Raw genomic sequence first — 26,979 nt, forward strand, 5'->3', positions numbered from 1 at the left:
GGGCGCCAGGCTCGAACCAAGCGATTCATGGGAATTTTCTCGTTCGGCAAGAAAGACGACGCGCCCAGCCGGCGCGGCGCAAACACCAGTTCCAGTCGGGCCGCCCGGGGTGAGCGCGTCGAGCGGCGCAGCCGCCGCGCCGAGCGTGCCGTCGATGCCGATGCAATGCTGCTCGACCCCACGTTGCCGGAAAAGCAGCGCGCGCGTCGCCGGCTGGTCGGTGCGATCGCACTGGTCGTGGCGGCGGTGATCGTCCTGCCGATGGTACTGGACTCGCATCCGAAGCCCGTCACCGACGACATCTCCATCGATATCCCCAGCCGCCCCGCGCCGAAGCTCGCCAAATCCTCCGCCAACGAAGACGTGCAGGCCGGCGTCGCGCCGGACAATCCGCCTGCCGCCGATACCGGCGTCGCCGCTTCCGGCCTCGCGCCGGCAACGAACGCGGCGGCCGCCACGGCAACCGCCTCCGCCACGAAGCCGGCCCAGTCGACCGCATCCAGGCAGGACACGAACACAACCGCCGCGGCCAGGCCGGCCGCGAAGCCGCAAACCCAGGCGCTCGCCGCCAACACCGCCCCCGCGGCACCCGCCAGACAGGCGAAAGCACCCGCCGCCGCGACCTCGAACGACGACGATACGAACACCGCCGCCAGCGCGGACGCGAATTCCGGCACGCCGGCGTCGCCGCCGGGCAACCGTTTCGCGGTTCAGCTCGGCGCGTTCGCGAACGAAGCGAACGCGCGCACCTGGGCCGCGAAGTTGAAAGCGGCAGGCGTACCCGCATATACCGAACATCGTAAGCAGGCAGACGGCTCGACGCTGACGCTGCTGCGCGCCGGCCCGTTCGCCGACCGCGCCGCGGCCACGGCGGCAATCGCGAAGGTGCGCGGGGCGGGCCTGATGTCGGGCTCGAGCGGCGGAACCGCACAGTAAGTCAGCGATGTTCACTGCCTTCGACTACGCTGTAATGGCGGTGATCGGCTTGTCGGCACTGCGTGGCGCCTGGCGCGGCTTCCTGGCGGAAGTGTTCGGGCTGATCGGCTGGGTCGCGGCGTTTTTCCTGGCTTGCGAGTTTGTCGGCTACGTGGTCCCTTATATCCCGTCCAACTGGCCGGGCGGCGCGTTGACCCAGTGGCTGCTGGCTTTCGCGCTGGTGGTGATCGGCGTCGTGCTGGTCGCGAGCGTGGTGAGCGCGCTGCTCAGCCGTCTCGTGCAGGTCACGGGGCTCGGCGGCGCGGACCGCTCGCTTGGTCTGATGTTCGGCCTCGTGCGCGGGGTCGTTCTGGTGCTGATTCTGGTCGCCCTCGCAGGCTTGACCGAATTGCCCAAAGAGGAATTCTGGCGCAACGCGCTGCTTCGTCCATATGCGGTCGAAGGTGTGCGCGCAATGAAACCACTGCTCCCCGAGGCGCTCGCCGCGTATGTCCACGTGGACGATCCAGGCGCCCAGAGCAATGCGCAACAGGACTCCGGCGCACGCCGGTTGCCTTGACGTCGTAGCGCGTACCGTCGCGTCAGCGCGGACGCGGTCGCAGGCACCGGCCGCCATCACGAATTTCGTACCTTTGAAGGACATGCCATGTGCGGCATCGTAGGCGTAGTTTCCCACTCTCCGGTCAACCAGCTGATCTATGACAGCCTGCTGCTGCTGCAGCACCGCGGTCAGGACGCCGCCGGCATCGCGACGGCGAACGGCAGCAATTTCCACATGCACAAGGCCAACGGCATGGTGCGCGACGTGTTCCGCACGCGCAACATGCGCAGCCTGCCGGGCACGACCGGCATCGGCCAGGTCCGTTATCCGACCGCCGGTTCGGCGTCGAGCGAAGAAGAAGCCCAGCCGTTCTACGTGAACGCGCCGTTCGGCATCATCCTCGCGCATAACGGCAATCTGACCAACTGGCAGCAGTTGAAAGACGAGATGTTCCGCATCGATCGGCGCCACGTGAACACCAATTCCGATACCGAAGTGCTGCTCAACGTGCTCGCGCACGAATTGCAGTTGTCGAGTTCGGGTCTGCAGCTCGATCCGGCCGCGGTGTTCAAGGCGGTGTCGGGCGTGCATCGGCGGGTGCACGGCTCGTACGCGATCGTCTCGCTGATCGCCGGCTACGGCCTGCTCGGTTTCCGCGACCCGTTCGGTATCCGGCCGCTCTGCCTCGGCAAGCAGGAAACGGCCGATGGCGTCGAATGGATGCTGGCGTCGGAATCGGTGGCGATCGAAGGCATCGGCTTCGAATTCGTCCGCGACGTGCAGCCGGGCGAGGCGATTTTCATCGATACCGACGGCAACCTGCATTCGCAGCAGTGCGCGACCTCCCCGAGCCTGAATCCCTGCATTTTCGAACTCGTGTACCTCGCGCGTCCGGACTCGGTGCTCGACGGCGTGCCGGTCTACAACGTGCGTCTGCGCATGGGCGACTACCTCGCCGAAAAGATTCGCCGCGAACTGCCCGACGTCGCGATCGACGTCGTGATGCCGATTCCCGATTCGTCGCGCCCGGCCGCGATGCAGGTCGCGAAAAAACTCGGCGTCGAGTATCGCGAGGGCTTTTTCAAGAACCGCTACGTGGGCCGCACCTTCATCATGCCGGGCCAGGCGGTGCGCAAGAAGTCGGTGCGCCAGAAGCTGAACGCGATGAACATCGAGTTCAAGGGCAAGAACGTGCTGATCGTCGACGACTCGATCGTGCGCGGCACGACCTCGCATGAAATCGTGCAGATGGCGCGTGATGCGGGCGCGAACAAGGTGATTTTCGCGTCGGCGGCGCCGCCGGTGAAATTCCCGAACGTCTACGGCATCGACATGCCGACGCGCGGCGAACTCGTTGCTCACGGCCGCTCGGACGAAGAAGTCGCGCGCATGATCGGCGCCGATCACCTCGTGTACCAGGACGTTGATGCGCTGAAGCAGGCGGTGCGCGACATCAACCCGGCGTTGAAGCAGTTCGAGGCGTCGTGCTTCGACGGCCACTACGTGACCGGCGACGTGACGACCGAGTACCTCGACCGCATCGAAAGCGCGCGTCTCGCGCCGTCTTCGCAATCGGACCGCGACGCCGCGAGCGAAGCGATCGACGGTGGCGCCCCGGCACGTTCGCAACTGCATCTGCAGTTGTCGGTGGGCTGACGAGCGTCGAACGACATGCCGCACACCGCGCCGCGAGCGTGTTAACATGGCGGCTTGCGTCGATTTGATCTCAGCTTGCGGACGCGGGGCAACCCGAAACAGCTAAAGCGACGGGCGGAACGCCGCAGTCATCCGCCTCCGCTCCAGCTTCTCCGCACTGAAGCCCGCTTATGCCGACGCAAAGCGGGCTTTTTTGTTGCTGTCGTCCGGCGCCGCGCCGTACACAGCCACGGAAAACATTGGAAACCAGAACCAACATGGACGACTCCCTGAACTTCGATTTCGACACGCTGGCCGTCCGCTCGGGTACCGCGCGCAGCGACTTCAACGAGCACTCGGAAGCGATTTTCCTGACCTCGAGCTTCGTATTCGCGAGCGCCGCGGATGCCGCCGAGCGTTTCAAGAACTCCGAAGACTATTTCACGTACTCGCGTTTCACGAATCCGACCGTCTCGATGTTCCAGGACCGCCTGGCCGCGCTCGAAGGCGGCGAGGCCTGCATCGCGACCGCTTCGGGCATGGCCGCGATCATGTCGGTCGTGATGTCGACGTTGCAGGCGGGCGACCATCTGGTGAGCTCGCAGGCGTTGTTCGGCTCGACGCTCGGCATGTTCTCGCAGATCTTCAGCAAGTTCGGCATCACGACCACCTTCGTCGATCCGACCGATCTCGACGCGTGGAAAAACGCGGTGCGTGCTGAAACGAAGATGTTCTTCCTCGAAACGCCGTCGAATCCGCTGACCGAAGTCTCCGACATCGAGGCGATCGGCAAGATCGCGAAGGCGGCAAACGTGCTGTTCGTCGTCGATAACTGTTTCTGCAGCCCGGCATTGCAGCAGCCGCTGAAGCTCGGCGCGGACGTCGTCATGCACTCGGCCACCAAGTTCCTCGACGGCCAGGGCCGTGTGCTCGGCGGCGCGCTGGTCGGCTCGAAGAAATTCATCATGGAAAAGGTGTTTCCGTTCGTGCGCAGCGCCGGGCCGACGTTGTCCGCGTTCAACGCATGGGTGCTGTTGAAGGGCATGGAAACGCTGTCGCTGCGCGTCGAAAAGCAGTCGGCGAACGCGCTCGAAATCGCGCGCTGGCTCGACGCGCATCCGGCCGTGAATCGCGTGTTCTATCCGGGGCTCGAATCGCATCCGCAGCATGCGCTCGCGATGCGTCAGCAGAAGTCGGGCGGCGCGATCGTGTCGTTCGAACTGAAGGGCGACACACCCGAGCAGATGCGCGCGAATGCGTGGCGCGTGATCGACGGCACGAAGATCTGCTCGATCACCGGCAATCTCGGCGACACGCGCACGACGATCACGCATCCGACCACGACCACGCACGGCCGCATCACGCCGGAAGCGCGCGCGGCGGCGGGCATCAGCGAAGGTCTGATCCGTCTCGCGGTGGGGTTGGAAAACGCAGGCGATATCCGCGCGGATCTGCAGCGCGGTCTCGAGGGCTAAGCGCGCAGCGGGCCGCCTTTTTCAGGCGGCTCGCGCGACCTCAATGCCGCAACGCCCGCCACTGCCCGGGCGCTAGCCCGAAACGCCGCGTAAACGCGTGCGTATAAGCGCTCTGATCGCCGAAGCCGATCTCGAGCGCGATATCCGTCAATGACAGACGCGGCTCCGCGAGCAGCGTGATCGACGTATCGAGCCGCAGCCGCTGCAAATAGCGATGCGGTGTTTCGCCGAAGGCGTCGATAAAAAGCTGATGAAAGCGCCGCATGCCGAAGCCGCAATGCGCGGCGAGGTCGGCGATGCGCAGCGGTTCCGACAGATGCGCGCGCAGCCAGCGGTCGATGCGCGCGAAATCGAGGCCGGCGCCGTCCGCCTGCGTGCCGGCGAGCGCACCGGTATCGGCAACGAGTGCGGCGCCAAGACGGGCCGCGGCATCCCAGTGAAAGCGACGGTTGTCGACGGCATCGGCTGATACGCCGCCCGCGGCATGCGCGGCGATCCGATGCACGAGCCGCCCGAGCGACGCATCGACGGTAACAGCCCGCGCGCGCTCGAACAGCCGCTCCGGCACCGCCAGCGACGCGGCCGGCAAATCGAGCACCAGTTGCCGGTTTGAACCGACGCCCGCGTAATCGTGCCGCGCGCCGGCCGGGATCAGCCATGCGGAGCCGGCGTCGATCCGATGCTCGACGCCGTCCACCGCCATTACCATCGCGCCGTCGAGCCCGAGCACGACCTGATGAAAATCGTGCAGGTCCGACGCTTCGATCGCGCCGTAGCAGCGCAGCGAAACGTTAGGGGCGGTGACGGCGGCGTGGCTCATAAAAACCAGCTCGGGTGTGACTCAAACTTCGAGCAGTTCGACTTCGAACACGAGCGTCGCATTCGGCGGAATCACACCGCCCGCGCCGCGCACGCCGTAGCCGAGTTGCGGCGGAATGGTCAGCTTGCGCGTACCACCGACCTTCATGCCTTGCACGCCTTCGTCCCAGCCCTTGATGACCATGCCGCCGCCCAGCACGAATGCGAACGGGTCGTTGCGGTCCTTGCTCGAGTCGAACTTCTGGCCGTCGGTGAGCCAGCCCGTGTAGTGCACGGTCACGGTCTTGCCCGCTACTGCCTCGGCGCCCGCGCCTTCCACGAGGTCTTCGTATTTCAGGCCGGATTCGGTCGTCACAGTCGACATGCGTCGCTCCTCAATCAAAACGTAAAACCGACATTGTAGGCGTGTTGATCCCGCATCGCGCGGGTATTGCCGGGTCTCGGCGGGCCTTGCCGCGTCTTGCGGGTGGCACGCGGATTGCGACGCTGTTGGCCGTCCGGCCGGGCCGGACGGGATGCCTATAATGAGGCTTCCTTCCGTCATCCAGCATTGCCTCAGAGGGCTCGATCGTGACAACGTCTTCAACCGGGAGTGCCGGCGTTCAGCCCACTCCTGCCGGCTTCGTCATCTCCGAACGCAGCGCGCATCTGTGCGCCGAAACCGCATTGTTCATGCGCGATCATGTGCTGTCGCTGGTGTCGCACGATCTGCGCGGCCCGTTGAATGCGATCCATAGCTGGGCGTACGTGCTCGAACGCAAGCTCGATGCGAACGACCCCAACTCGCAGCGCGCGATCACCGGCATTCGCAGTGGTGTCGATCAGCAGGTGAAACTGCTGGAGACGATCGTCGATGCGACGCGTGCCGAAACGAAGTCGCTCGCGCTCGCGTATGCGCCGTTTCCGCTGCATCCGCTGCTCGACGAAACCGTCGAGGAGGTCCGCGCCGGTCTCGCCCGCTCGCGCGGCGTCGAGCTCAGGCTGGACTCGCGGCTCGCCACCGAGCAGTTGAACGGCGACCGCGAACGGCTTGCCGCCGCGTTGTGGCTGATGCTCACCTTCGCGGTCGAAGCGAGCGCGCGGGACGCCGAGGTCACGCTGGCCGCGCGCGCGGACACCGGCACATGGCACGCGAGCGTCGCGTACACACCGAACGAGGACGCATTGAACGATGCCGCGTTGCCGCACATGCTCGAAGCGTTTGCCCGCAAGCAGGCCGGCGAGCCGCGCGAGGCGAAGCGCATCGCATGGGTGTTCGCGCTGTGCAAACGCGTCGCCGAGGCGCACGGCGGCAGCTTCGAGCAATGCGATGAGGCAGAGGCGGGGGCGCAGGGGCAGGCGGACCGCCCTGGAATCGCCACGCTCGCACTGCGCGTACCGCTGAGCGCGTCGGCGCCTAAATGAGCGCCGCGTACGAACGTTCTCGCGCGCGAAACTTTTCACCGAGCTTTCACCCTCTATACTGACAACTTTTGTTGCCGGAGCCCCCCGCTTTGATTCAGGTTGTCGCCCTTATCGGTGCATTGTTTCTGGTTGCCCTCAACGGCTTTTTCGTTGCCGCCGAATTCGGTCTGGTGAAACTGCGGCAGACCCGCGTGCAAAGCCTCGCCACCCAGCATGGCATGCGCGGACGTTTGCTCGCGAAGGTGCACGGACAACTCGATGCCTATCTGTCCGCGTGTCAGCTCGGCATCACGCTCGCGTCGCTCGGGCTCGGCTGGATCGGCGAGCCCGCGTTCGCGCAATTGCTGATGCCGCTTTTCAGCCTCATCGGCGTGGAGTCGGAAAGGCTGATCCACGGCATCTCGCTGTTCTTCGCGTTCTCCTGCATTTCGTTCCTGCATATCGTGGTCGGCGAACTCGCGCCGAAGTCGCTCGCGATCCGCGAGGCGGAGAAGATCTCGCTGTGGGCCGCGACGCCGCTCTACGGCTTTTACTGGGCGATGTATCCGGCCATCTGGCTGCTCAACACGAGCGCGAACACGGTGCTGAAGGCTGCCGGGCTCGATACCGGGCACGGTCACGACTCGCATTACTCGACCGAGGAACTGAAGGTGATTCTGCGCGGCCGCCGCGCGCGGGTCGCGAGCGAGCTCGGTTCGCCCGACGGCGCGTACAGCCAGGACGAATGGAACACGATCGCGCACTCGCTGGACTTCTCGCGCATGACCGTATCGGACCTGATGCGGCCGGCGCATGAAATGGCGAGCCTGCGGCGCGACCTGCCGTTGCGCGACAACATGCAGGTGGTCGCGCAGCATCGCTTCAGCCGCTATCCGCTTCTGGAGGATGCGTCGGGCGAGCGCGTGACCGGCATGATCCATCTGAAGGATCTGCTGCTCGCGCGCCAGGCCGGCAGCACGCTCGACGACCTGTCGCGCTACGTGCGGCCGGTGCAGTACGTGAAGCCGGACATGCCGGCGCTCGAACTGTTCCGCCGCTTCCGCAAGGGCGCGCCGCATTTCGCGCTGGTCGGCCACAAGAACGCGAAGCCGATCGGCTTCCTCACGCTCGACAATCTGCTCGGCGCGCTGGTCGGCCAGATCCACGACGAGTTCCGTCAGGGCGACGCCGACTGGACGCGCATGGACGACGGCACGCTGATGGGCAAGGGCAGCTTGCCGGTGGTGTCGCTGGAACGCGCGCTCGGCATCGATATCGACGAGGGCAACGCGGAGTCGGTGGGCGGTCTCGTGATCCAGGCGCTCAACGATTTGCCGAGCGAAGGGCAACGTGTCGAGTTCGAACACTTCGACGTGGTGGTCAAGAAGATGAAGGGGCCGCGCATCGTGCTCGTGCGCGTGTATCCGAAGATGTTCGACGATGAGGGGGGTTAAGGCGGGGCTCGAAACCTCGCCTTTACGCCACTCAGTCCACCCCACGCGTCAACTCCGCGGCACGCCATCCTCCACCAGCACCGCCACCGGCATCGCGGCGAGCGCGTCGCGCAGATACAGCAGGCCGTCGTCTTCGACCTTCGGCGCGGCCGGGCTCAGCCAGTCGAACAACGCGCGCGCCGTCAGATCGGACGGCATCTCGACCGCCGTATCCGCCCATTGCGCCGGATCGACGAGCGGCAGATCGCCATCGGCGCCGCCGCCGTCGCGGTCCGCGCCGAGCAATCCCGCCGCCAGCCGGCTCGCGAGCACCACGGCCCACGCGTTGCCATGCCGCCGCGCAAACGCAATCACATTCGACGCGTGCGCACCCCGCACCGCGAGCGGCAGATAGGTGCCCTGACTCAGCAACTCCGGCAGATGCGCGCGCAACGCGAGCACGCGCTGGATCACCGCGAGCTTCACACGTCCGTCGCGCCAATCGGACAGGAATTCCGACGGCGGTGTCCGCGCAAGCCACGCTTCGCGTTTCGCGAAATCGACGGGCCGCCGGTTGTCCGGATCGACGAGGCTGAAGTCCCACAGCTCGGTGCCCTGGTAAAGATCCGGAATTCCCGGCGACGCGAGCCGCAACACCGTCTGCTGCAAGCTGTTGAGCGCGCCGGCTGGGCCAATCCGCGCAACGAACGCCGACAGTTCCTGCAGGAAGCCGTTGCGCCGCTGCGGCGCGAGAATGTCGAACAGGAAATCGCGGCAGCCGGCTTCGTACGCTTCGTCGGGCGCGAGCCAACTGGTTTGCAGCTTCGCCTCGCGCAGCGCCTTCAACTGCCATTGCGCGACGCGCTCGGCCAGTTCCTTCACGCCGGCTTCATCGTCCGCGCGTAGATCCGGTGGCCAGCAACCCACCAGCGTCTGATACAGCATCGCCTCGGCGGCGGGGCCGGGCGCCCATGCGTCGCTCTTGTCCTGGCTCACGCTGCTGATCGGCTTGCCGTCGAGCGCGCGCCGCTGCGGCGCGTTCAGCGTCGACCATGCGCGCAACGTCGCGCCCCAGGCGTCGGCGATTTCGCTCAGTACCGCGAGCCGCGCGCGCACGTCTTCGCCGCGTTTGTGATCGTGGGTCGCCGTCGCGAGCAACGCGTGCGGGAAGCGCTGCGCGCGCTCCAGATTGCCCGCGTGAAACTGCTCGACCGGCAGCGCGAATTCGCCCGGGTCCGAACCGACTTCGTTGCGCGACAGCAGACGGCCGTAGCGATAGCACGCGGTGTCCTCGATCGCCTTCGCGGCGAGCGGCGCGGTCAATTGCGAAAACAGCGTTTGCGCGTTGCGCCGCGACGAGCCCGCGTGCGGCGGCGGTCCGCCGCTCTGGACCTGCTGCTGAACCTGGGCACCGGGGCGCGCGGGCGGCGCGTCTTCGGCGCTGCCGCCGAGCCATGCGTTCACGTGCTCCAGCGCCGCATGGTCCGAGCGCGGCAGCGTCGCGCGCGCGCCGGCCAGCGCCGCGTCGAAGTAGACGTTGTCGGTGGCGCTGCGCAAGCCGTTCTGCGGATAGATCCGGTACACCGGGAAATGCACGACCAGCTCGGTCAGCACGCGGCGCAGCGTCGTGAACGTGAAGTCGCGCGTCGTCAGCGAATCGCGCGCGATGCGATGCAACGAGCGCGCCGCGCGATCCAGTTCCGCCGCCAGGTTCTCCGCGAGAATCTGGCGCCGCGCGGCCAGCGCTTCGTCGGCGAAATGCGCGCTGCGGCCGGTCAGCTCGGCCCACGTGCGTGCAAGCGGCTCGGCGCCGGCCGGATCGTGCAGCAGCGCGCCGACGTCGTTCATGAAGTCGTAGCCGGTCGTGCCGTCGACGGGCCAGTCGTCGCGCAACGGCTCGTCGCGGCCGAGAATCTTTTCGACCACGACGTACGGCGCGGTGTCGCGCAGCTCGCTGAGCCGCTGCCGCAGGCGCTGACAGTATTCACGCGGCTCGGCGAGCCCGTCGACGTGATCGATCCGCAAGCCGTCGACGAGTCCTTCGCAATACAGGCGGAAGATCAGCGCATGCACGGCGTCGAACACCTCGGGCCGCTCGACGCGCACGCCGGCGAGCGTCGAGATGTCGAAGAAGCGCCGCCAGTTCACTTCGTCGGACGCGGTGCGCCACCACGCGAGCCGGAAATGCTGCCGCTCGAGCAGCCGATGCAGCCGGTCGCGCGTGACCGGGTCCTCGGGCGCATATGCTTCCAGCACGAACTCGATCGCCGAGTTGCCCTCGCGCGCGACGAACTTGCGCAGTGCGTCGCGCCCCTCGGCGGCGCGCGGCTGGTCGGCGGGCTGCGTGGTCAGGCCGTGAAAGCGCGCGGCGAGCGCGGCCAGATCGGCGCGGTCGGCGCTTTGCAGGATCGGCGCGTAATCGATCGGGCACACCGGAAACACGTGCGGCCCGTAGCCGATATAAAAGCGCCCGCTGTCGGCCGCGAACCTGAGCGCGAGGCGGGCCGCCGCGAGCTCGTCGCCGTAGGACGCGCCGAGCGTCGGCAACAGCACCTTGCCGCGCAAGGCCGGATCGGGCGAATGCCAGTCGACGTCGAAATGGCGCGCATACGCGCTATGGCGGCCCCATTCGAGGATGTCGAGCCACCACGCGTTGCTCGAGCCGCCGACGCCCATATGGTTCGGCACGATATCGGCGATGAGCCCCATGCCGTGCGCGCGCAGCTTGTCGACGAGGCGCTTCAGGCCTTCCTCGCCGCCGCATTCGGCGCTGACCCGGGTGTAATCGACGGTGTCGTAGCCGTGCATCGAGCCCGGCTCGGCCGTCGTGATCGGCGATGCGTACAGATGGCTGATGCCGAGCGCGGCGAAGTAGTCGACGCGCCGCGCGGCGTCGTCGAACGTGAAGCCCCGATGGAACTGGAGGCGCAGCGTGGAGCGTGGGACGGTCATGGCGTGTCAGGCTCCGAAGAATCGTCGGACGAAGGAGAAGGCCCGGCGCCGGAGGCGGCCACCCGGCGCGCGCGGTCGACGGCCATCAGGCGGTCGTTGAATGTCGCGTCGGCGAACATCGCCTCGACCGGCAGCATCATGCGGCGGCGCCAGTTCGGATGCTCGTCGATCGAGCCCGGCAGGTTCGGCTGCTCGGCGAGCGCGAGCAGGTCTTCGAGTGGAAACGTGACGAGCGGGCACGGCGTCGCGGCGACGAACGCGAGCGCTTCGTCGACCGGCGCGTTGTCGACGGACGGCGGCGGGACGTCCCGCGCGGCCACGCCGGCTTGCTGGAACGCGCGCCACAGCTTGGCGCGGTCCTCGGCGCGTTCTTCCTGCGCGGCCTGCTCCGGATCGCGGCCGTCCGCGCGCGCCATCGTCTGGCCGATCCGGTTGCGCCACGTGATGTCGCTGCCGCGCCACCAGCCGGCCACCGTCGGCAGATCGTGCGTGGTCGTCGTGCCGACCGCGTGACGATCCCAGTCGCGCGGCGCCTTGAAGCCGTTGCCATCGGCCGCGCCCTCGAACCACAGCACGCGGATTCCGTCGATGCCGTGCTCGTCGAGCCGTTCGCGAAAACCGGGCGGCACCGTGCCGAGGTCTTCGCCGATCACGATCGCGCGATGCCGCCACGATTCGAGCGCGATCAGCCGCAGCAGGTCTTCGAGCGGATAGCGCAGATACGCGCCGTTGCGCGCGCTTTCGCCTTCAGGCACGAGCCACAGCCGCCGCAAGCCGAGAATATGATCGATGCGGATGCCGCCGGCATGCGCGAACGCCGCGCGCAGCATGTCGATGAACGCGGCGAAGCCCTGCGTGCGCATCGCGCGCGGCGAGAAGGTGGTGAGTCCCCATGACTGGCCGGCCTGGTTGAACAGATCGGGCGGCGCGCCGACCGACACGCCTTGCAGCATGTCGTCGGGATAGGACCACGCGTGACTGCCGGCGCTGTCGCAGCCGACTGCGAGATCGGCGATCAGGCCGACCGCCATGCCGGCTTCGCGCGCCACGTGCTGCGCGTGCGACAAGCCGCGCGCGGCAAGCCATTGCAGGAACAGATGAAAGTCGACTTCATCGCGATGGGCCGCGGCGAACGCCTCCACTTCGGGACTGCGCGGATCGCGCAACGCGTCGGGCCAGTTGCGCCAATGGCCGTCGCCGCCTTGCGCGAGCTGCGCGGCCTGCAATGCTTCGAAGCGCGCATGGTCTTCGAGCGCGCGGCCCGCGCGTTCGCAGAAGCCGTGAAATTCCAGCGCGCGCGGGGAGTGCCGCGGCCGTTCGCCGGTATTGAACTGCTCGTAAAGTGCGCGCAATACCGCGAGCTTCAGCGGCGTTGCGTTCGGCCAGTCGATCAACGTCAGGTCTTCGTATTTCGTCCACGCGTTGCCGCCCTGCACGCTGGCGAGCGCGGCGCGCGCCGCATCCGCGCCGAATACCGCGGCGGGATCGATATGCGTGACGTTGAGCCACAAACGCGACGACGGCGAGTACGGGCTGAAGCGCTGCGGCTGCGCGCTGAACATCGCGTGCGTCGGACTGATCGCGAGCGCGTGCGCGCCGCGCCGCGCGCCGTGTTGCGCGAGCTGCGCGAGCGCCGTGTAATCGCCGATGCCGCCGTCGCCGCCGCGGCGCAGGCCGTACAGTTGCGCGGCGATGCCCCATAGCGGCGGCGCGGGCGGCGCGCTGTCGCCGTTGCCGTCATGCAGCGTGCGCCACGCGTCGGCGACGGTATAGCAGCGCGGCGGCGCAACCGCGAGCGTCACGCGCAGTTCGTTGATGACGAGCGTGTGATAGCCGGCTTCGTCGATCGGTGTGAGCAGCGCCTGCTCGCCCTTCGGCGCGGTGAAGCGGCCATCGATGATCGCGCCGCTTTCGAGCTCGATCCGGTAGTGGCTGCCCGACCTGACCGCCGCCGCGGGCAGCGCGATGCCGCGCCCGACCACTGCGGTCATCAGCGGCGGCATCCTGCGGCCCGATAGTTCGGCTTCCAGCGCGGTGGCGCTGTGGCGGATCTGCGTGGCGTTGCCGCACGGCAGGCCCATGCGGTCGAGCAGCGTCGCGAGCGTGTTCTCGGGCACGTGCTGGGTGTTGCGGTGCGCGTCCTGCCACTCCACCTCGAAGCCGGCGCGAGTGGCGAGCGCGACGATTCTGTCGTTGGGGCGTCGGGTCGTCACGCGCGATGCTCCTCGTGGCACGCGACGCGCGCATCGTGGCCGCTCGCGTATTCGCTGACATCGCCGGTGAGCCACGCGACGAACGTACAAGCGGGCAGCACGTGCGCGTCGATCTGCTCGCGCACGCGCGGCGGCGTTTCGAAAATGACCTTGCCGTCGGGGACATGGTCGAATGCGACGCTCTCCCGCGACAGATTCAGCGCGATCGACAGCGTTTGTCCGTCGCCGAGTTTCCAGCGCGCGATCAGCGCGTTCGCGTCGCTGCCATTGGCCGCGCTCAACACGGTTGCGCCGAGCGCCCTGCCATGTTGCAGGCGCGGCGTAATGAGCTTCGCGCGTACCGCCAGCGCGGATTTGTAGAAGTGCATCCAGTCGAGGCGATCCGGCGTCGGCGCTACTTCGGGCGCGGGCGGTGAAGAGGCGGCGAAGGTCTGCTCGTCGTTCGGATCGGGAATTTGCGCGCGCCGTTTTTCGTCGCTGAACGCGGAGAAGCGCGCGAATTCGCGGCGCCGTCCTTCGCGCACCGCGTCGGCGAGTTCGCCGGTGTAGTCGGTGAAGAACAGGAACGGCTGCGTCGAGCCGTATTCTTCGTCCATGAACAGCAGCGGAATGTGCGGCGACAGCAGAAGCAGTCCGGTCGCGGCGCGCAATGCGTCGTCCGAGGTCAGCGCACGCAGCCGCTCGCCGAGCGCGCGGTTGCCGATCTGATCGTGGTTCTGCAGGAACATCACGAACGAGGCCGGCGGCAGATGCCCGCTCGCTTCGCCGCGCGGCGCGCCGTCGTGAATCGGCGACGGATCTCCCTGGTACGCGAAGCCCTCGGCCAGCACGCGCGCGAGGTGGCGGATCGGCCGTTCCGCGTACGCGTGGTAATAGCCTTCCGTTTCGCCGGTCAGCAGCACGTGCAGCGTGTTGTGCGCGTCGTCGTTCCATTGCGCGTCGAAATGCGTGTCGAGCAGGCTCGCGCTGTTGTGCTCGTTTTCGAGCACCAGATGCACATGGCGGCCATGCTGCACGCGCGCGCGGATATGGTCGGACAATTCGCGCAGCCAGTCGTGATCGTCGATCGCATGCACCGCATCGAAACGCAGTCCGTCGAAGCGGTATTCGTTGATCCAGTAGACCGCGTTGTCGGTGAAGAAGTCGCTGACTTCGCTGCGCGCGAAGTCGATCGCGGGGCCCCACGGCGTCGTCGAGCCGGCGCGGAAAAACGGCTGCGCGTAGCTATGCAGATAATTGCCGTCCGGGCCGAAGTGGTTGTAAACCACGTCGAGAAACACCATCAGGCCGAGACCGTGCGCGGCGTCGATCAGCGCTTTCAGGTCTTCGGGGCGGCCGTACGCGGAATCGGGCGCGTACGGCAACACGCCGTCGTAGCCCCAGTTATGGCGGCCGGGGAAGTCGTTCAACGGCATCAGCTCGATCGCGGTGACGCCGAGCGCGGCGAGCGCCGGCAGACGCTTGCGCACACCCGCATAGCCGCCCATCGCACCGACGTGCAACTCGTACAGCACGGTCTCCTCCCACGGCCGCCCATGCCAGTCGGTGTGCTCCCAACGGTACGCGCGCGGGTCGATCACCTCGCTCGGGCCATGCACGTCCCGCGGCTGGAAACGCGACGCCGGATCGGGCACCATCTGGCCGCCGTCGAGCCGGAAGCGATACAGCGTGCCCGCGCCGCTTTCGACGGTGGCCTCGAACCAGCCGTTGCCGGTCGGCGTCATGTCATGGACGCCCTGCGCCGGGCCGTTTTCGACGACCACCTGCGCGCTTTTGCACGACGGCGCCCAGAAACGGAACCGCGTGCGCGGTTTGGTGCCGCTCGCGCCGAACAACTGCGCGCTGAACGGCAGGCAATGCGCGTGATGATGCGCGTGAGGATCGATCGGACTTTCGGACATGATTCTTCACCATTCGAATCTGCTATCGAGCCGCGAATTGCGATGTCATTGCATTGCGTCGCAACATCCTTGCCTACGGCGCTCCGTCGCCGTCCGTCTGCGTGCCCGGATCGGGCGGCAGCGCGGTCAGAAGCCGCGGCCCGTGCTGCGCGCCGGCCTTCCAGCCGGCTTGCCAGTCCGCTTCGCCGGTCGGCTGCGCGGCCAGTATCACGAGACCGTGCGCGGCGACCTCGACCTCGGCTGCCGTCAGCGGCTGCGGCGCGCGTTCGGGGTTTGCCGTATCCAGCAGCACGTGCCATTCCAGGTGCGGTGCGGGAGGAACGAACTGCAACGATTCCTCGTGCGCGTTGAGCATCAGTAACAATACTTCGGTTTCTCCATTCAGGCCCGGACCCGCGCGACGCAAAGTGAGCGCGCGGCCTTCCGGATCTTCCCAGGCTTCGATCGTCAGCGGATCGCCGTGCTCGTCGAACCAGCCGACGTCGAACAGTCCCGGCAGCACTTCGCGGTCGCCGAACAGAAAGCGCGTTTCGCGCAGCAGCGGATGGGACTTGCGCAACGCGACCAGGCGCGCGACGAACTCCGTCATGCGCGCGCCTTCCGGCGAATTCGCGAGCTCCCAGTCGATCCACGAGATGTCGTTGTCCTGGCAATACGCGTTGTTGTTGCCGAGCTGCGTGCGCAGCGCTTCATCGCCGGCGAGCAGCATCGGCGTGCCGAGCGCGATCAGTTGCGTGGCCATCAGCGAGCGCGCGACGCGGCGGCGCGTCGCGAGAATCGCGGGGTCGTCGCTCGGACCCTCCACGCCCCAGTTGCGGCTGCAATTCTCGTTGTGGCCGTCGTTGTTGTCTTCCTGATTCGCCTCGTTGTGCTTCTGCTCGTAAGCGGTCACGTCGGCCAACGTAAAGCCGTCGTGCGAGGTGACGAAGTTGATCGACGCCCACGGCTTGCGGTGACGCCGGTTGAACAGATCCGCCGAGCCGGTGAGACGCGCCGCGAGATCGGGCCGCAGGCCGGCGTCGCCGCGCCAGAAACGCCGCACGGTGTCGCGGAAGCGGTCGTTCCATTCGCTGAAGCCCGGCGGATGATTGCCGAGCTGATAGCCGCCGGGGCCGATGTCCCACGGCTCGGAAATCAGCTTGCGCTGCGACAGGATCGGGTCCTGGCGCAGCGCGTCGAACAGGCCCGAACCCGGATCGAAACCGTGGCTTTCGCGCCCGAGCGTCACGCCGAGATCGAAGCGGAAGCCGTCGATATTGAACGCGGTCGACCAGTAGCGCAGCGAATCCATCACCATTTGCAGCACGCGCGGATGTGGCAGATTCAACGTGTTGCCGCAGCCGGTGTCGTTGATATGGTGGCGCTCGTCGCCGGGAATCAGCCGGTAGTAGCTCGCGTTGTCGAGACCGCGCCACGAGACCGTCGGGCCCAGTTCGTTGCTTTCGCAGGTGTGGTTGTAGACTACGTCGAGAATCACCTCGATGCCGGCCGCGTGCAGTTGCCGCACGGCGATACGCATTTCGTCGAGCCGGTGCGTGCTCAGATACGACGGCTCCGGCGCGAAAAACGCGGCGGTGTTGTAGCCCCAGTAGTTGCGCAGGCCGCGCTCCACGAGAAAGCGGTCGTTCAGAAACGCATGCACGGGCAGCAGTTCGACCGCGGTCACACCGAGCTTCAGCAGATGCTCAATGAACTCCGGCGACGCGAGCGCGGCGAACGTGCCGCGTTCGTGCGCGCGCAGATCGGCGCGCAGCATCGACGCGCCGCGCACGTGCGTTTCGTAGATGACGGTCTCGCCCCACGGCACGTTCGGGCGATTGTCGTGCGACCAGTCGAACGCCTCGTCGATCACCACGCACTTCGGCATCGCGGGCGCCGAATCGCGCCGGTCGATCGACAGATCCGCGCGATTCGAATGCATGCGATAGCCGAACAGCGCATCGGACCAGCGAAAGTGCCCGACGAGCTTGCGCGCATACGGATCGAGCAGCAGCTTGTGCGGATTGAAGCGGTGTCCGAAATGCGGCTGATACGGCCCGTGCGCGCGAAAGCCGTACGCGGTGCCGGGATGCGCGTTCGGCAGATAGCCGTGCCAGACCTCGTCGGTGCATTCGGGCAGCGCGAAGCGGCGGATTTCCTTGCGGCCGGTGGGATCGAACAGGCACAACTCGATTTTTTGCGCGTTCGCCGAGAACACGGCGAAGTTGACGCCGAGGCCATCCCAACTCGCACCGAGCGGGTACGGCGAGCCGGGCAGCAGCCGGTCGGGCATGGCATGCGACATGATTCCCCTTTTCTGATTGTTGAGCGCACAGCCTGGCTCTTGATAACGGGCGCGCGGCGTGTGTCCACGCGAGCCGCGCGCCCGTGTTATTGCATCTTCATCAATCCGCGCGCAATACGATCGTCGCGAGCGGGGGCAACGTCAGCGCTGCGGAATGCGGCCTGCCGTGGCTCGATATATGGTCGGCGTGAATCACGCCGCCGTTGCCCATGTTCGAGCCGCCATACGCGCTCGCATCGGTATTGAGCACTTCCGACCAGCGTCCCGCGCACGGCATGCCGAGCCGGTAGCCATGCCGCGGCACCGGCGTCATGTTGCAGACTACGACGAACTCCTGGCCGGCGCCATCGGTGCGGCGATAGGCGAACACGCTGTTCGCGCTGTCGTCGCCGATCAGCCATTCGAAGCCGCCCGCGTCGCTGTCGAGCACATGAAGCGCGGGCTCGCCGCGATACAGATGGTTGAGATCGCGCACCAGCAATTGCACGCCGTGGTGATGCGCATCGTCCAGCAGATGCCAGTGCGGCGAGCCGTCATGATCGAACTCCGCCATCTGGCCGAATTCGCCGCCCATGAACAGCAGCTTCTTGCCCGGATGCGTCCACATGAAACCGAAGTACGCGCGCAGGTTCGCAAAACGCTGCCACCTGTCGCCGGGCATCTTGCCGAGCAGCGAGCCCTTGCCGTGCACCACTTCGTCGTGCGACAGCGGCAGCACGAAGCGCTCCGAATACGCGTACACCATGCCGAACGTCATGTTGTGATGATGGTATTGGCGGTACACCGGGTCTTCGTGCATGTAGTGCAGCGTGTCGTGCATCCAGCCCATGTTCCACTTGAAGTCGAAACCGAGGCCGCCGTCCTCGACGCGCGCGGTCACGCCCGGCCATGCGGTCGATTCCTCGGCGATCGTGATCGCGCCGGGCACGCCCGGCACATAGCGGACTTCGTGATTCAGGCGTTTCAGGAACGCGATCGATTCGAGGTTTTCGCGGCCGCCATAGATGTTCGGCACCCACTCGCCGGCCGCGCGCGAATAGTCGCGGTACAGCATCGACGCGACCGCATCCACCCGCAGGCCGTCGACGTGATAGCGCTTGAGCCACGCGAGCCCCGACGCGATCAGGAACGCGCTGACCTCGTTGCGGCCGAGGTTGTAGATCATCGTGTTCCAGTCCTGGTGATAGCCTTCGCGCGGATCGGCGTGCTCGTAGAGCGGCGTGCCGTCGAAATCGACGAGGCCGTGCGCGTCGTTCGGAAAATGCGCGGGCACCCAGTCGAGAATCACGCCGAGCCCTTCCGCGTGCGCGCGGTCGACGAAGCGCGCGAACTGTTCGGGCTTGCCGAAGCGCGCGGACGGCGCGAACTGCCCGAGCGGCTGATAGCCCCACGAGCCGCCGAACGGATGCTCGGCGATCGGCAGAAACTCGACGTGCGTGAAGCCCATGCTCTTCGCGTACGGAATCAGGCGCTCGGCGAGCTCTTCCCAGTCGAGGCCGCGATGGCCTTGCTCGGCGATACGCAGCCACGATTCCGCGTGGACTTCGTAGATTGCGATCGGCGCGCGCGCGGTCTGTCTGGCGGCGCGCGACTCGATCCACTCGTGATCGGTCCACGGAAACTGCTCGACCTCGTCGACATGCGCGACGACCGACGCGGTGCCCGGCGGCTTCTCGGTTTGCATCGCGCAGGGGTCGGCCTTCAGCGGCAACGGATGACCGTCGCGCGACAGCATTTCGTACTTGTAGCGCGTGCCCGCGCCGACCCGCGGCACGAACAGCTCCCACACGCCGGCCTGGTGACGCAGCCGCATCGGATGACGGCGGCCGTCCCATGCGTTGAAGTCGCCGACCACCGAGACGCGCCGTGCATTCGGCGCCCATACCGCGAAGCGCACGCCGGGCACGCCGTCTATTTCCATCGGCCGCGCGCCGAGGCATTCGAGCACCGCATACGGATCGCCGCGCGCAAGACGTTCGAGCGGTTCGTCGCCGAGCACCGGGCCGAACGAATAGGTGTCTTCCACTTCCTGCACGACGCCGTGCCAGTCGATCCGCAAACGGTACGGCATCGCGGACGTGACGCGGCCCGCGAACAGTCCCGGGCGCAACTGCTCGAGTTCGCCGAGCATCGCGCCGTCGGCGCGCGAAATCACGCTGACGTGCGCGGCGTTCGGCAGCAGCGCGCGCACGACCGGTCCCGCGTCCGTGCGATGCAGTCCGAGCAGCGAAAACGGATCGGGGTGACGCGCTTCGACGAGCGTGTCGATATCGACGGGTTGAAGGCCTGCGGCCGGATCATGCTCACTCATAGTCGCCCTCGGCCGGATGAGGCGGTGTGTCGGCGCCGGGCGCCTGGGTTGAAGGATCGCCGGTATCGCCGAGCAGCCGGCTCGCGAGCGCCGCGAGGCCGCGCACCGGCAGGCTGAGCCACGTCGGCCGGTTGGCCGCTTCGTAGCGGATCTCGTAGGCGGCCTTCTCGATCAGGAACAGATCGAGCAGCGCCTGTTCGGATTCGGGCGCGATGAGCGGCGTTGGCGCTTGCGCGGCGGCCGCGCGGTATTCGGCGAGGAAGGCGGTGGTGGCCTGGGCGCGGAACCGCTCGAACAGCGCGCGCTTGCGATCGGCGGTCTGCTGCGGGGCGCTTTCGGTGGTCGATTGCGCCGCCGCGCTGGCATACGACAGCGAACGCAGCAGACCCGCGACGTCGCGTAACGGGCTCGACTTCTGCCGGCGCTCTTCGAGCGAACGCGCGGGTTCACCCTCGAAGTCGATCAGATACGCGTCGCCCTGCGCGACCAGCACCTGGCCGAGATGGAAGTCGCCGTGAATGCGGATGCGCAACGCGCCCGCGTCGGCGGAAACGAGTTGGTCGACCGCCGCGACCAATGCGTCGCGCCGATCGAGCAGGCTTTGCGCGAGCGCCTTCGTTTCGGCATCGAGCATCTGGTCGATGCGCGGCGCGAGCAGGTCGAGCGCGCTCGCGAGCATCGCCTGCGTGCCGTCGACCCACGCCTTCACCTGCTCCGCGCTGGCCTGCTCGGGCGCGAAGGCGGGGTCGTCGCTCGGCGTCGCAAGGGCGACGTGCAGCTCGCCGAGCCGTCTGCCGATGATGCCGGCGAGTTCGCCGTAGCCGTCCAGCAGGATCGTTTCGTTCGCGCGGTCCGGCGCGGTCTGCGCTTCGGTGTCGATCGCGATCGCGAGTTCGTCGACCGAGCGGCGCAAATAGTCGAGCGACCAGTTCCATGCATCGCCCTGATTGTCGATATAGCCCTGCAGAATCGCGAGCGTATGCGGCACGCCTTCGGGATCGACGCGCACCACTTCGCCATACAGTGGCGCGGTGTTCGCGTAGCCGAGCTGCGTCAGGTAGCGGCTGATTTCCGCTTCCGGATGAACGCCGCTGACGAGCCGCCGCACGAGCTTCAGCACCGCGGCATCGGCGATGATCAGCGAACTGTTGCTCTGCTCGGCCGCGAGCCAGCGAATTTCGGGCCGCTCGCCGAGCTCGTCGAGTTCGGCGAAGCGCTCGGTCGGCACGAATTTGATCTCGCTCTTCTGCACAGTCGGCACGACCGCGCGCTCGCGCAGCTTGCGCAGCACGTTGTGGGCGAAGATCGGCAGCGCGAACGCGTCGGTCAGATGGCCGACGTTGCGGCCGCGCCGCACACGCGCGAGCGCGAGTTGCATGAAGAGCGGCGTGGTGGTTTCGCCGCCCCACGTGATCGCAATCGGCACGACGTAGCGCTCGGTGTGATCGCCGACGTCCACTTCGATCTCGGTGAACGCGAAGCCGCCGTTCGGAATCGTCGTCAGCGCGGCGAGCCGCACCGCATGCATCTTCTGGTCCTTCGACGCGAACCAGCGGCGCCGGCTCAGCCACGAAGGCAGCACTTCCGATTCGAGCAGCCGCACGTTTTCCGGCGTCGGGCCGGTCTGGCCTTCGCGGATCACGATCGTCACGAATTCCGGCAGCGGCACCGAGTGCGCCTGCGCCCATGTCGGACGCTGGCCGCCCTGGCAGAGCAGGAACCACAGGAAGCCGTACGGCGGGAACGTCAGCAGATAAGTCAACTGGCCGATTGCGGGGAACACCGAATCGGCGGTCATTTCGATCGGTACCGCGCCGTTGAATTCGGACAGGTCGAGCTCGACCGCCTGCGGCGCGCGCGACAGGTTGGCGACGCACAAAATCGGCGGCTCGCCCGGCATCTCGCGCAGATACGCGAGAATCTTGCGATTCTCCGGCTTCAGGAAGCGGATCGTGCCGCGCCCGAAGGTCTGCTTCGCGCGCCGCGTCGCGAGCATGCGGCGCGTCCAGTTCAGCAGCGAATGCGGATCGCGGCTTTGCGCTTCGACGTTGACCGCATCGAAGCCGTACAGCGAACCCATCACCGGCGGCAACACCAGTTGCTCGGGATCGGCGCGCGAGAAACCGCCGTTGCGATCCGACGACCACTGCATCGGCGTGCGCACGCCGTCGCGGTCGCCGAGGTGAATGTTGTCGCCCATGCCGAGTTCGTCGCCGTAGTAGATCACCGGCGTGCCCGGCATCGACAGCAGCAGCGAATTGATCAGCTCGATGCGGCGGCGGTCGCGCTCCATCAGCGGCGCGAGGCGGCGGCGAATGCCGAGATTCAGGCGCGCGCGGCGGTCGCTCGCATAGGTGTTCCACAGATAGTCGCGCTCGGAGTCCGTGACCATCTCGAGCGTCAGCTCGTCGTGATTGCGCAGGAAGATCGCCCACTGGTTCGACTCGGGGAGGTCCGGCGTCTGCTTCATGATGTCGGTGATCGGAAAGCGGTCCTCGCTCGCGATCGACATGTAGATGCGCGGCATCAGCGGAAAGTGGAATGCCATATGGCATTCGTCTTCGTCGCCGAAGTATTCCTTCACGTCTTCGGGCCACTGGTTCGCTTCGGCGAGGAGCATCCGGTTCGGGTATTCGGCGTCGATGGTCGCGCGAATCTTCTTCAGGACCGCGTGCGTTTCCGGCAGGTTCTCGTTGTTCGTGCCTTCACGCTCGACGAGGTACGGCACCGCGTCGAGCCGTAGCCCGTCGATCCCCATGTCGAGCCAGAAGCGCATCACCTGCAGCACCTCTTTCATCACCGCCGGGTTGTCGAAATTGAGGTCGGGCTGGTGCGAATAGAAGCGGTGCCAGTAGTACGCGCCCGCGACCGGATCATGCGTCCAGTTCGACGGCTCCGAGTCGATGAAGATGATGCGGGTTTCCAGATACTTCTGGTCCGTATCCGACCACACGTAGTAGTTGCGATAGTTCGAACCGGGCTTCGCGCGGCGCGCGCGCTGAAACCACGGGTGCTGATCCGACGTGTGATTGATGACGAGCTCGGTGATCACGCGCAGGCCGCGCGCATGCGCTTCCTGGATGAAGCGCCTGACGTCCCCGAGCTGGCCGTAGTCGGGATGCACGTTGCGGTAATCGGCGATGTCGTAGCCGTCGTCGCGCCGCGGCGACGGATAGAACGGCAGCAGCCAGATCGCGTTCACGCCGAGTTCGGCGATGTAGTCGAGCTTGGCGATCAGGCCGGGGAAGTCCCCGACGCCGTCGTTGTTCGCATCGAAAAACGATTTGATGTGCACCTGGTAGATGATCGCGTCCTTGTACCAGAGCGGATCGTCGCTCAACATGGCGGGTTTGCCGCGCCGACGCGCGCGTGCGTTGGTCGCGCTGCCGGTGGCGGTTGCCGTTTGCGCCTGTTGCGCGTTCTGGGCTGAATCGTCACGCTTCATGGTGTCGCACCTTCCATAGAGGTTGGGTTGCCAGCGTCGGCGTGATAAGCGCTGTCCGGATCCTGCCCGGTCTCGTCCGGGCGTTCGGCGGGCAGGCCGCCCAGCGGCGCGATGCGCCAGATCGAGAACGGCTGGCCCGAGCCGAGCTGCACGTGCTGCCAGCGTCCGTGCCATTCGAAGCGCGCGCCGGTCATCTGGTCGATCACTTCGAGCGCGCCGTGATCGTGCAGATGCCAGCGCTGGAAAGTCTCCCACGACAACTCGATATCCGCGCCCTGTTCGTTGAACGGATCGAGATTGATCGCGACGACGACGGCATTGTCGCGCGCCTCGGTCGCTTTCTCGAACAGCAGGATGTGGTCGTTGTGCGCGGTCAGGAACGTCAGGCCGAGATGCGTTTGCAGCGCCGGATTCGCGCGGCGGATGCGGTTCAACGCGGTGATCTCACCGACGATATTGCCGGGCCGGTGCCAGTCCCACGCGCGCAGTTGATACTTCTCGGAATCCAGATACTCTTCGCTGTTCGGCAGCGCGGTCGCCTCGCACAATTCGAAGCCGCTATACACACCCCACAAACCGGCCAGCGTTGCCGCGAGCGCCGCGCGAATCAGAAAGCCCGTGCGTCCCTGCGATTGCAGATGCCGCGGGTTGATATCCGGCGTGTTGACGAAGAAGTTCGGCCGGTAGAAATCGCGCGCGCCGGTTTGCGTGAGCTCGCTCATGTACTCGATGAAGTCGCGCTTCGACTCGCGCCACGTGAAGTACGTGTACGACTGCGAGAAGCCGATCTTGCCGAGCCGGTTCATCATGCGTGGCCGCGTGAATGCTTCGGCCAGGAAGATCACGTCGGGATGGCGCGCGCGCACGTCGGCGATCATCCACTCCCAGAACGGCAGCGGCTTCGTGTGCGGATTGTCGACGCGGAAAATGCGCACGCCCGCGTCGATCCAGAACAGGATCACGTCGCGCAACGCGAGCCACAGGTCGGGCTTCGCGTCGTGCGCATAGAAGTCGGGATTGACGATGTCCTGATACTTCTTCGGCGGGTTCTCCGCGTAGCGCAACGTGCCGTCGGGGCGCCACGCGAACCACGTCGGATGTTCCTTCAGCCACGGGTGATCGGGCGAGCACTGGATCGCGAAGTCGAGCGCGATTTCGAGGCCGTGCGCATGCGCGGCGGCGAGCATCGCCTTGAAGTCGTCGAGCGTGCCGAGCTGCGGATGCACGGCGGTGTGGCCGCCTTCGGCCGCGCCGATCGCATACGGGCTGCCCACGTCGCCCGGCTGCGCGGTCAGCGTGTTGTTGCGGCCCTTGCGGTTCGTGAGGCCGATCGGATGGATCGGCGGGAAGTACAGCACGTCGAAACCCATGTCGCGGATGCGCGGCAGTTTCGCGGTGACGTCCGCGAAGGTGCCGTGGCGGGATTCGTCGTCGCTCATCGAGCGCGGGAAGATCTCGTACCAGCTCGCGAAGTACGCGGCCGTGCGTTCCGCATCGATCTTGTAGACCACCGGGTCGCGGCTCAGGAACGGCCGGTGGCGCGCGGCGGTCATCGCGCGCGCGGTGGCCGGCGCGAGGATCAGCGCGAGTTTCTGCTGGGCGTCGGCCTTCTGGAAGTCCCTGACGATCCGTTCGAGCGGCTCTTTCCCGGCGCCCTCGGTCGTTTCGACTTCGGCGAGCACGAGCGCGAACAGATGCGCGGCTTCGTCGAGTTCGATTTCGACGGTCTGGTTCGCCTTCAGCTTCTTCTCGATGTGCTCGACGAGCGACGCAAAATCGTCGCGCCACGCGATCACGGTGAATTCGTAGCGGCCGATCCGTTCGAGCGGAATGCGCGCGCTCCACAGGTCGAGGCCGGCGGGCGGCGCGGGCGACATCAGCACTTCGTGCCATGCGGTTTCGTCGGCGGCGCGCCACAGTACCGCGGCCGCGATCTTGTCGTGACCTTCCGCGAAAATCGCCGCGCGGACTTCGGCGCGTTCGCCGACGCTGCGCTTGGCCGCGAAGCGGCCGTTCTCGACCGACGGCGACACGCTTTCGATCGCGACGCGCGGCGCCTCGATCGCTTCGAGCACGCTCTTGCGGCCGCTGCGCTTGCTGTTGGCCTTGTCGATCGGCGGCGCGAGACGGATCGGCGTTTGCGCCGATGCGCGCAGCAACCGCACCGCGCCGGGCGCGAGCGCGAACGGCTCGAGCGTGGCGGCCTGCGTGTGGCCGCGCGCGTCGAGCGGCGCGAAGCGGGTGAAACCGCCCGGCACGCCCGCGAGGAAGCGGGCGGGATCGACGCGCACCGGCGCGCCGAGTTCGGGATTGACGACGATCAGCACCGCTTCTTCGGCGTCGCGCAGGTCGGCCTGGTCGGCGCGCAGCAGGACCGCCGCCGGTGCGCCGGGCCCGGAGAGCGGGCGCAATTCACCGTTCGCGTGCAGCGTCGGCGTGTTGCGCGCGAGGTCGTTGGCCTGGGTGACAGCGGCAGTCAGATCGAAACGGCGCGCCTGCGCGGCGAGCGCGAACTGCGCGGGGTCGCCGCGCGTTTGCGACATCGGTTCGGCGATGCCGTACTCGAAGCCCATCGGCATCATCCAGCCGCTGCCGAGCGCCACCGACGTGAAGAGGGCGCGCCGGTACGCGCGTTCGACGATCGCGGCGTCGTGCACGTCGCTCAGCTCGGCGGCGAGGCGTGTGCCGTACGGCGCTTCGGGGAACGCAATCGGCGCGCCGACGTGCGCGAGCGCCGCGTGTTCCTCGGCCATCCAGCTCGAACGGAAGTCCCACCAGCGTACCGACGAAAACACGCTGTCGAAGCCGGCGGGTTCGAGCCCCGGCAGCTCGTCGCGCGCGAGACCCGGCGTCGCGGCGAGAAAGCGCGTGTGCGCATGTTTCGCGCGCACTTCGTCGCCGAGATGCCGCCACACGGCGGCCGGCACGCGATGCGGCGAATCGAAACGGAAGCCGCCGACGCCGGCCTCGGCGAGCGCGAGCAACTGCTGCGTCCACCAGACCGTCAGCGCGGCGCTGGTTGCCGGGTCGTCGAAATTCGCGTACGCAACGTTGTCTTCACGATGCACGTGACGCGGATCGAGCCGCGCCATGTCGGATTCGGGCGCATGGAACCAGTCCCTGTGCTCGGCGTAGAGCACGCCGTCGGCGGCCATGCGGTCGATCACCAGATCGACCAGCAAGGTCAGGCCGTTGCGGCGCGCGGCATCGGCGAGCAGGCGCAATGCGTCGTGAGCGGGCTGCTTCGCCTCGAATACCGGATTGAGCCGCGCGTGATTGCCGACCACCTGGCCGTGGCCGGCCCGGCCGGGCTCGAACAGGCCGCCGATCAGTGCATGATCGAAGCCGAGCGCGGCCGCGTGAGCGAACTGCGCGGGCCAGGCATCGAGCGGCCCGACGAGAAGAGAGTGAAAAAAGTAAATCCGCGGCGCATACCCGTTTGGAGGTTCCATCGGTCTTTTCCAGAGTTGTCCTGCTGCGGTGTGGATGCAGTTGGCATGCGATCACAGCGCTCATTGGGCTTCCCGAGCCGAATACCGCGCGATGCGTCAACGAGGGCGCGTACTGGTCAAATGTAGTCCATAGATCGTCACGCTGCTGGCCAGCCGGGGGTGCTTTGACGCCAGATGGCGGGCACACGGGGCTCGCCGG

At 66.9% G+C, this 26,979-nt stretch carries 15 protein-coding genes; 6 read left to right on the forward strand and 9 right to left on the reverse strand.

What is annotated here, in order from left to right; genetic code table 11:
• Positions 1–27 precede the first annotated feature (27 nt).
• From QM685_RS34145 to QM685_RS34160, 4 genes are all read left to right on the forward strand, one after another.
• Entirely contained in the window at positions 28–936 is a 909-nt protein-coding gene (locus tag QM685_RS34145) for an SPOR domain-containing protein (RefSeq protein ID WP_415123668.1), read from the forward strand.
• Positions 937–943: 7 nt separating this feature from the next.
• Positions 944–1,495 (forward strand): CvpA family protein, encoded by a 552-nt coding sequence (locus QM685_RS34150; protein WP_415123669.1) that lies wholly within the window; start codon positions 944–946, stop codon positions 1,493–1,495.
• An 87-nt stretch (positions 1,496–1,582) separates the two neighbouring features.
• Positions 1,583–3,133 carry an amidophosphoribosyltransferase gene (gene purF / locus QM685_RS34155; RefSeq protein ID WP_415123670.1) on the forward strand — a complete coding sequence of 517 codons (1,551 nt, stop codon included), beginning with the start codon at positions 1,583–1,585 and terminating at the stop codon, positions 3,131–3,133.
• A 257-nt stretch (positions 3,134–3,390) separates the two neighbouring features.
• The gene (locus QM685_RS34160) at positions 3,391–4,587 is read left to right on the forward strand and encodes an O-succinylhomoserine sulfhydrylase (protein WP_415123671.1); all 1,197 of its coding nucleotides are present in this window, start codon (positions 3,391–3,393) and stop codon (positions 4,585–4,587) included.
• A 40-nt stretch (positions 4,588–4,627) separates the two neighbouring features.
• Here QM685_RS34160 and QM685_RS34165 read toward each other — a convergent pair whose 3' ends face one another.
• Together QM685_RS34165 and QM685_RS34170 are read right to left on the reverse strand one after the other, a co-directional pair.
• Positions 4,628–5,407 carry a helix-turn-helix domain-containing protein gene (locus QM685_RS34165; RefSeq protein ID WP_415123672.1) on the reverse strand — a complete coding sequence of 260 codons (780 nt, stop codon included), beginning with the start codon at positions 5,405–5,407 and terminating at the stop codon, positions 4,628–4,630.
• Between the two features lie 21 nt (positions 5,408–5,428).
• On the reverse strand, positions 5,429–5,770 hold the full coding sequence (locus QM685_RS34170) for an FKBP-type peptidyl-prolyl cis-trans isomerase (protein ID WP_415123673.1): 342 nt from the start codon (positions 5,768–5,770) through the stop codon (positions 5,429–5,431).
• 206 nt (positions 5,771–5,976) lie between these two features.
• Between QM685_RS34170 and QM685_RS34175 the strand changes: the two genes are divergently transcribed.
• Positions 5,977–6,810, forward strand: a complete 834-nt coding sequence (locus QM685_RS34175; RefSeq protein WP_415123674.1) for a sensor histidine kinase — start codon at positions 5,977–5,979, stop codon at positions 6,808–6,810.
• Between the two features lie 89 nt (positions 6,811–6,899).
• The gene (locus tag QM685_RS34180) at positions 6,900–8,243 is read left to right on the forward strand and encodes a hemolysin family protein (protein WP_415123675.1); all 1,344 of its coding nucleotides are present in this window, start codon (positions 6,900–6,902) and stop codon (positions 8,241–8,243) included.
• A 48-nt stretch (positions 8,244–8,291) separates the two neighbouring features.
• On the opposite strand, the gene treY is transcribed toward QM685_RS34180, so the two are convergent.
• The 7 genes from treY to QM685_RS34215 form a co-directional block, all read right to left on the reverse strand.
• A complete protein-coding gene (gene treY / locus QM685_RS34185) occupies positions 8,292–11,174 on the reverse strand; it encodes a malto-oligosyltrehalose synthase (RefSeq protein ID WP_415123676.1) in 2,883 nt (960 codons plus the stop codon).
• Complete coding sequence (malQ, locus tag QM685_RS34190) at positions 11,171–13,387, reverse strand: 4-alpha-glucanotransferase (protein WP_415123677.1); 2,217 nt, start codon at positions 13,385–13,387, stop codon at positions 11,171–11,173. Before malQ ends, treY begins: the two co-directional genes overlap by 4 nt.
• Positions 13,384–15,288: a malto-oligosyltrehalose trehalohydrolase gene (gene treZ / locus QM685_RS34195; protein ID WP_415123678.1), complete on the reverse strand. Its 1,905-nt coding sequence runs from the start codon at positions 15,286–15,288 to the stop codon at positions 13,384–13,386. Before treZ ends, malQ begins: the two co-directional genes overlap by 4 nt.
• A gap of 73 nt (positions 15,289–15,361) precedes the next feature.
• The gene (gene glgX, locus QM685_RS34200; RefSeq protein WP_415123679.1) at positions 15,362–17,572 is read right to left on the reverse strand and encodes a glycogen debranching protein GlgX; all 2,211 of its coding nucleotides are present in this window, start codon (positions 17,570–17,572) and stop codon (positions 15,362–15,364) included.
• 100 nt (positions 17,573–17,672) lie between these two features.
• Positions 17,673–19,883 (reverse strand): 1,4-alpha-glucan branching protein GlgB, encoded by a 2,211-nt coding sequence (glgB, locus tag QM685_RS34205; protein WP_415123680.1) that lies wholly within the window; start codon positions 19,881–19,883, stop codon positions 17,673–17,675.
• Positions 19,876–23,328, reverse strand: a complete 3,453-nt coding sequence (treS, locus tag QM685_RS34210; RefSeq protein ID WP_415123681.1) for a maltose alpha-D-glucosyltransferase — start codon at positions 23,326–23,328, stop codon at positions 19,876–19,878. Before treS ends, glgB begins: the two co-directional genes overlap by 8 nt.
• Positions 23,325–26,780 carry a maltotransferase domain-containing protein gene (locus tag QM685_RS34215; protein WP_415123682.1) on the reverse strand — a complete coding sequence of 1,152 codons (3,456 nt, stop codon included), beginning with the start codon at positions 26,778–26,780 and terminating at the stop codon, positions 23,325–23,327. The genes treS and QM685_RS34215 overlap by 4 nt, the downstream gene beginning before the upstream one ends.
• Positions 26,781–26,979: the final 199 nt, after the last annotated feature.

Source organism: Paraburkholderia sp., assembly GCF_047605525.1.
Lineage (GTDB): Bacteria > Pseudomonadota > Gammaproteobacteria > Burkholderiales > Burkholderiaceae > Paraburkholderia.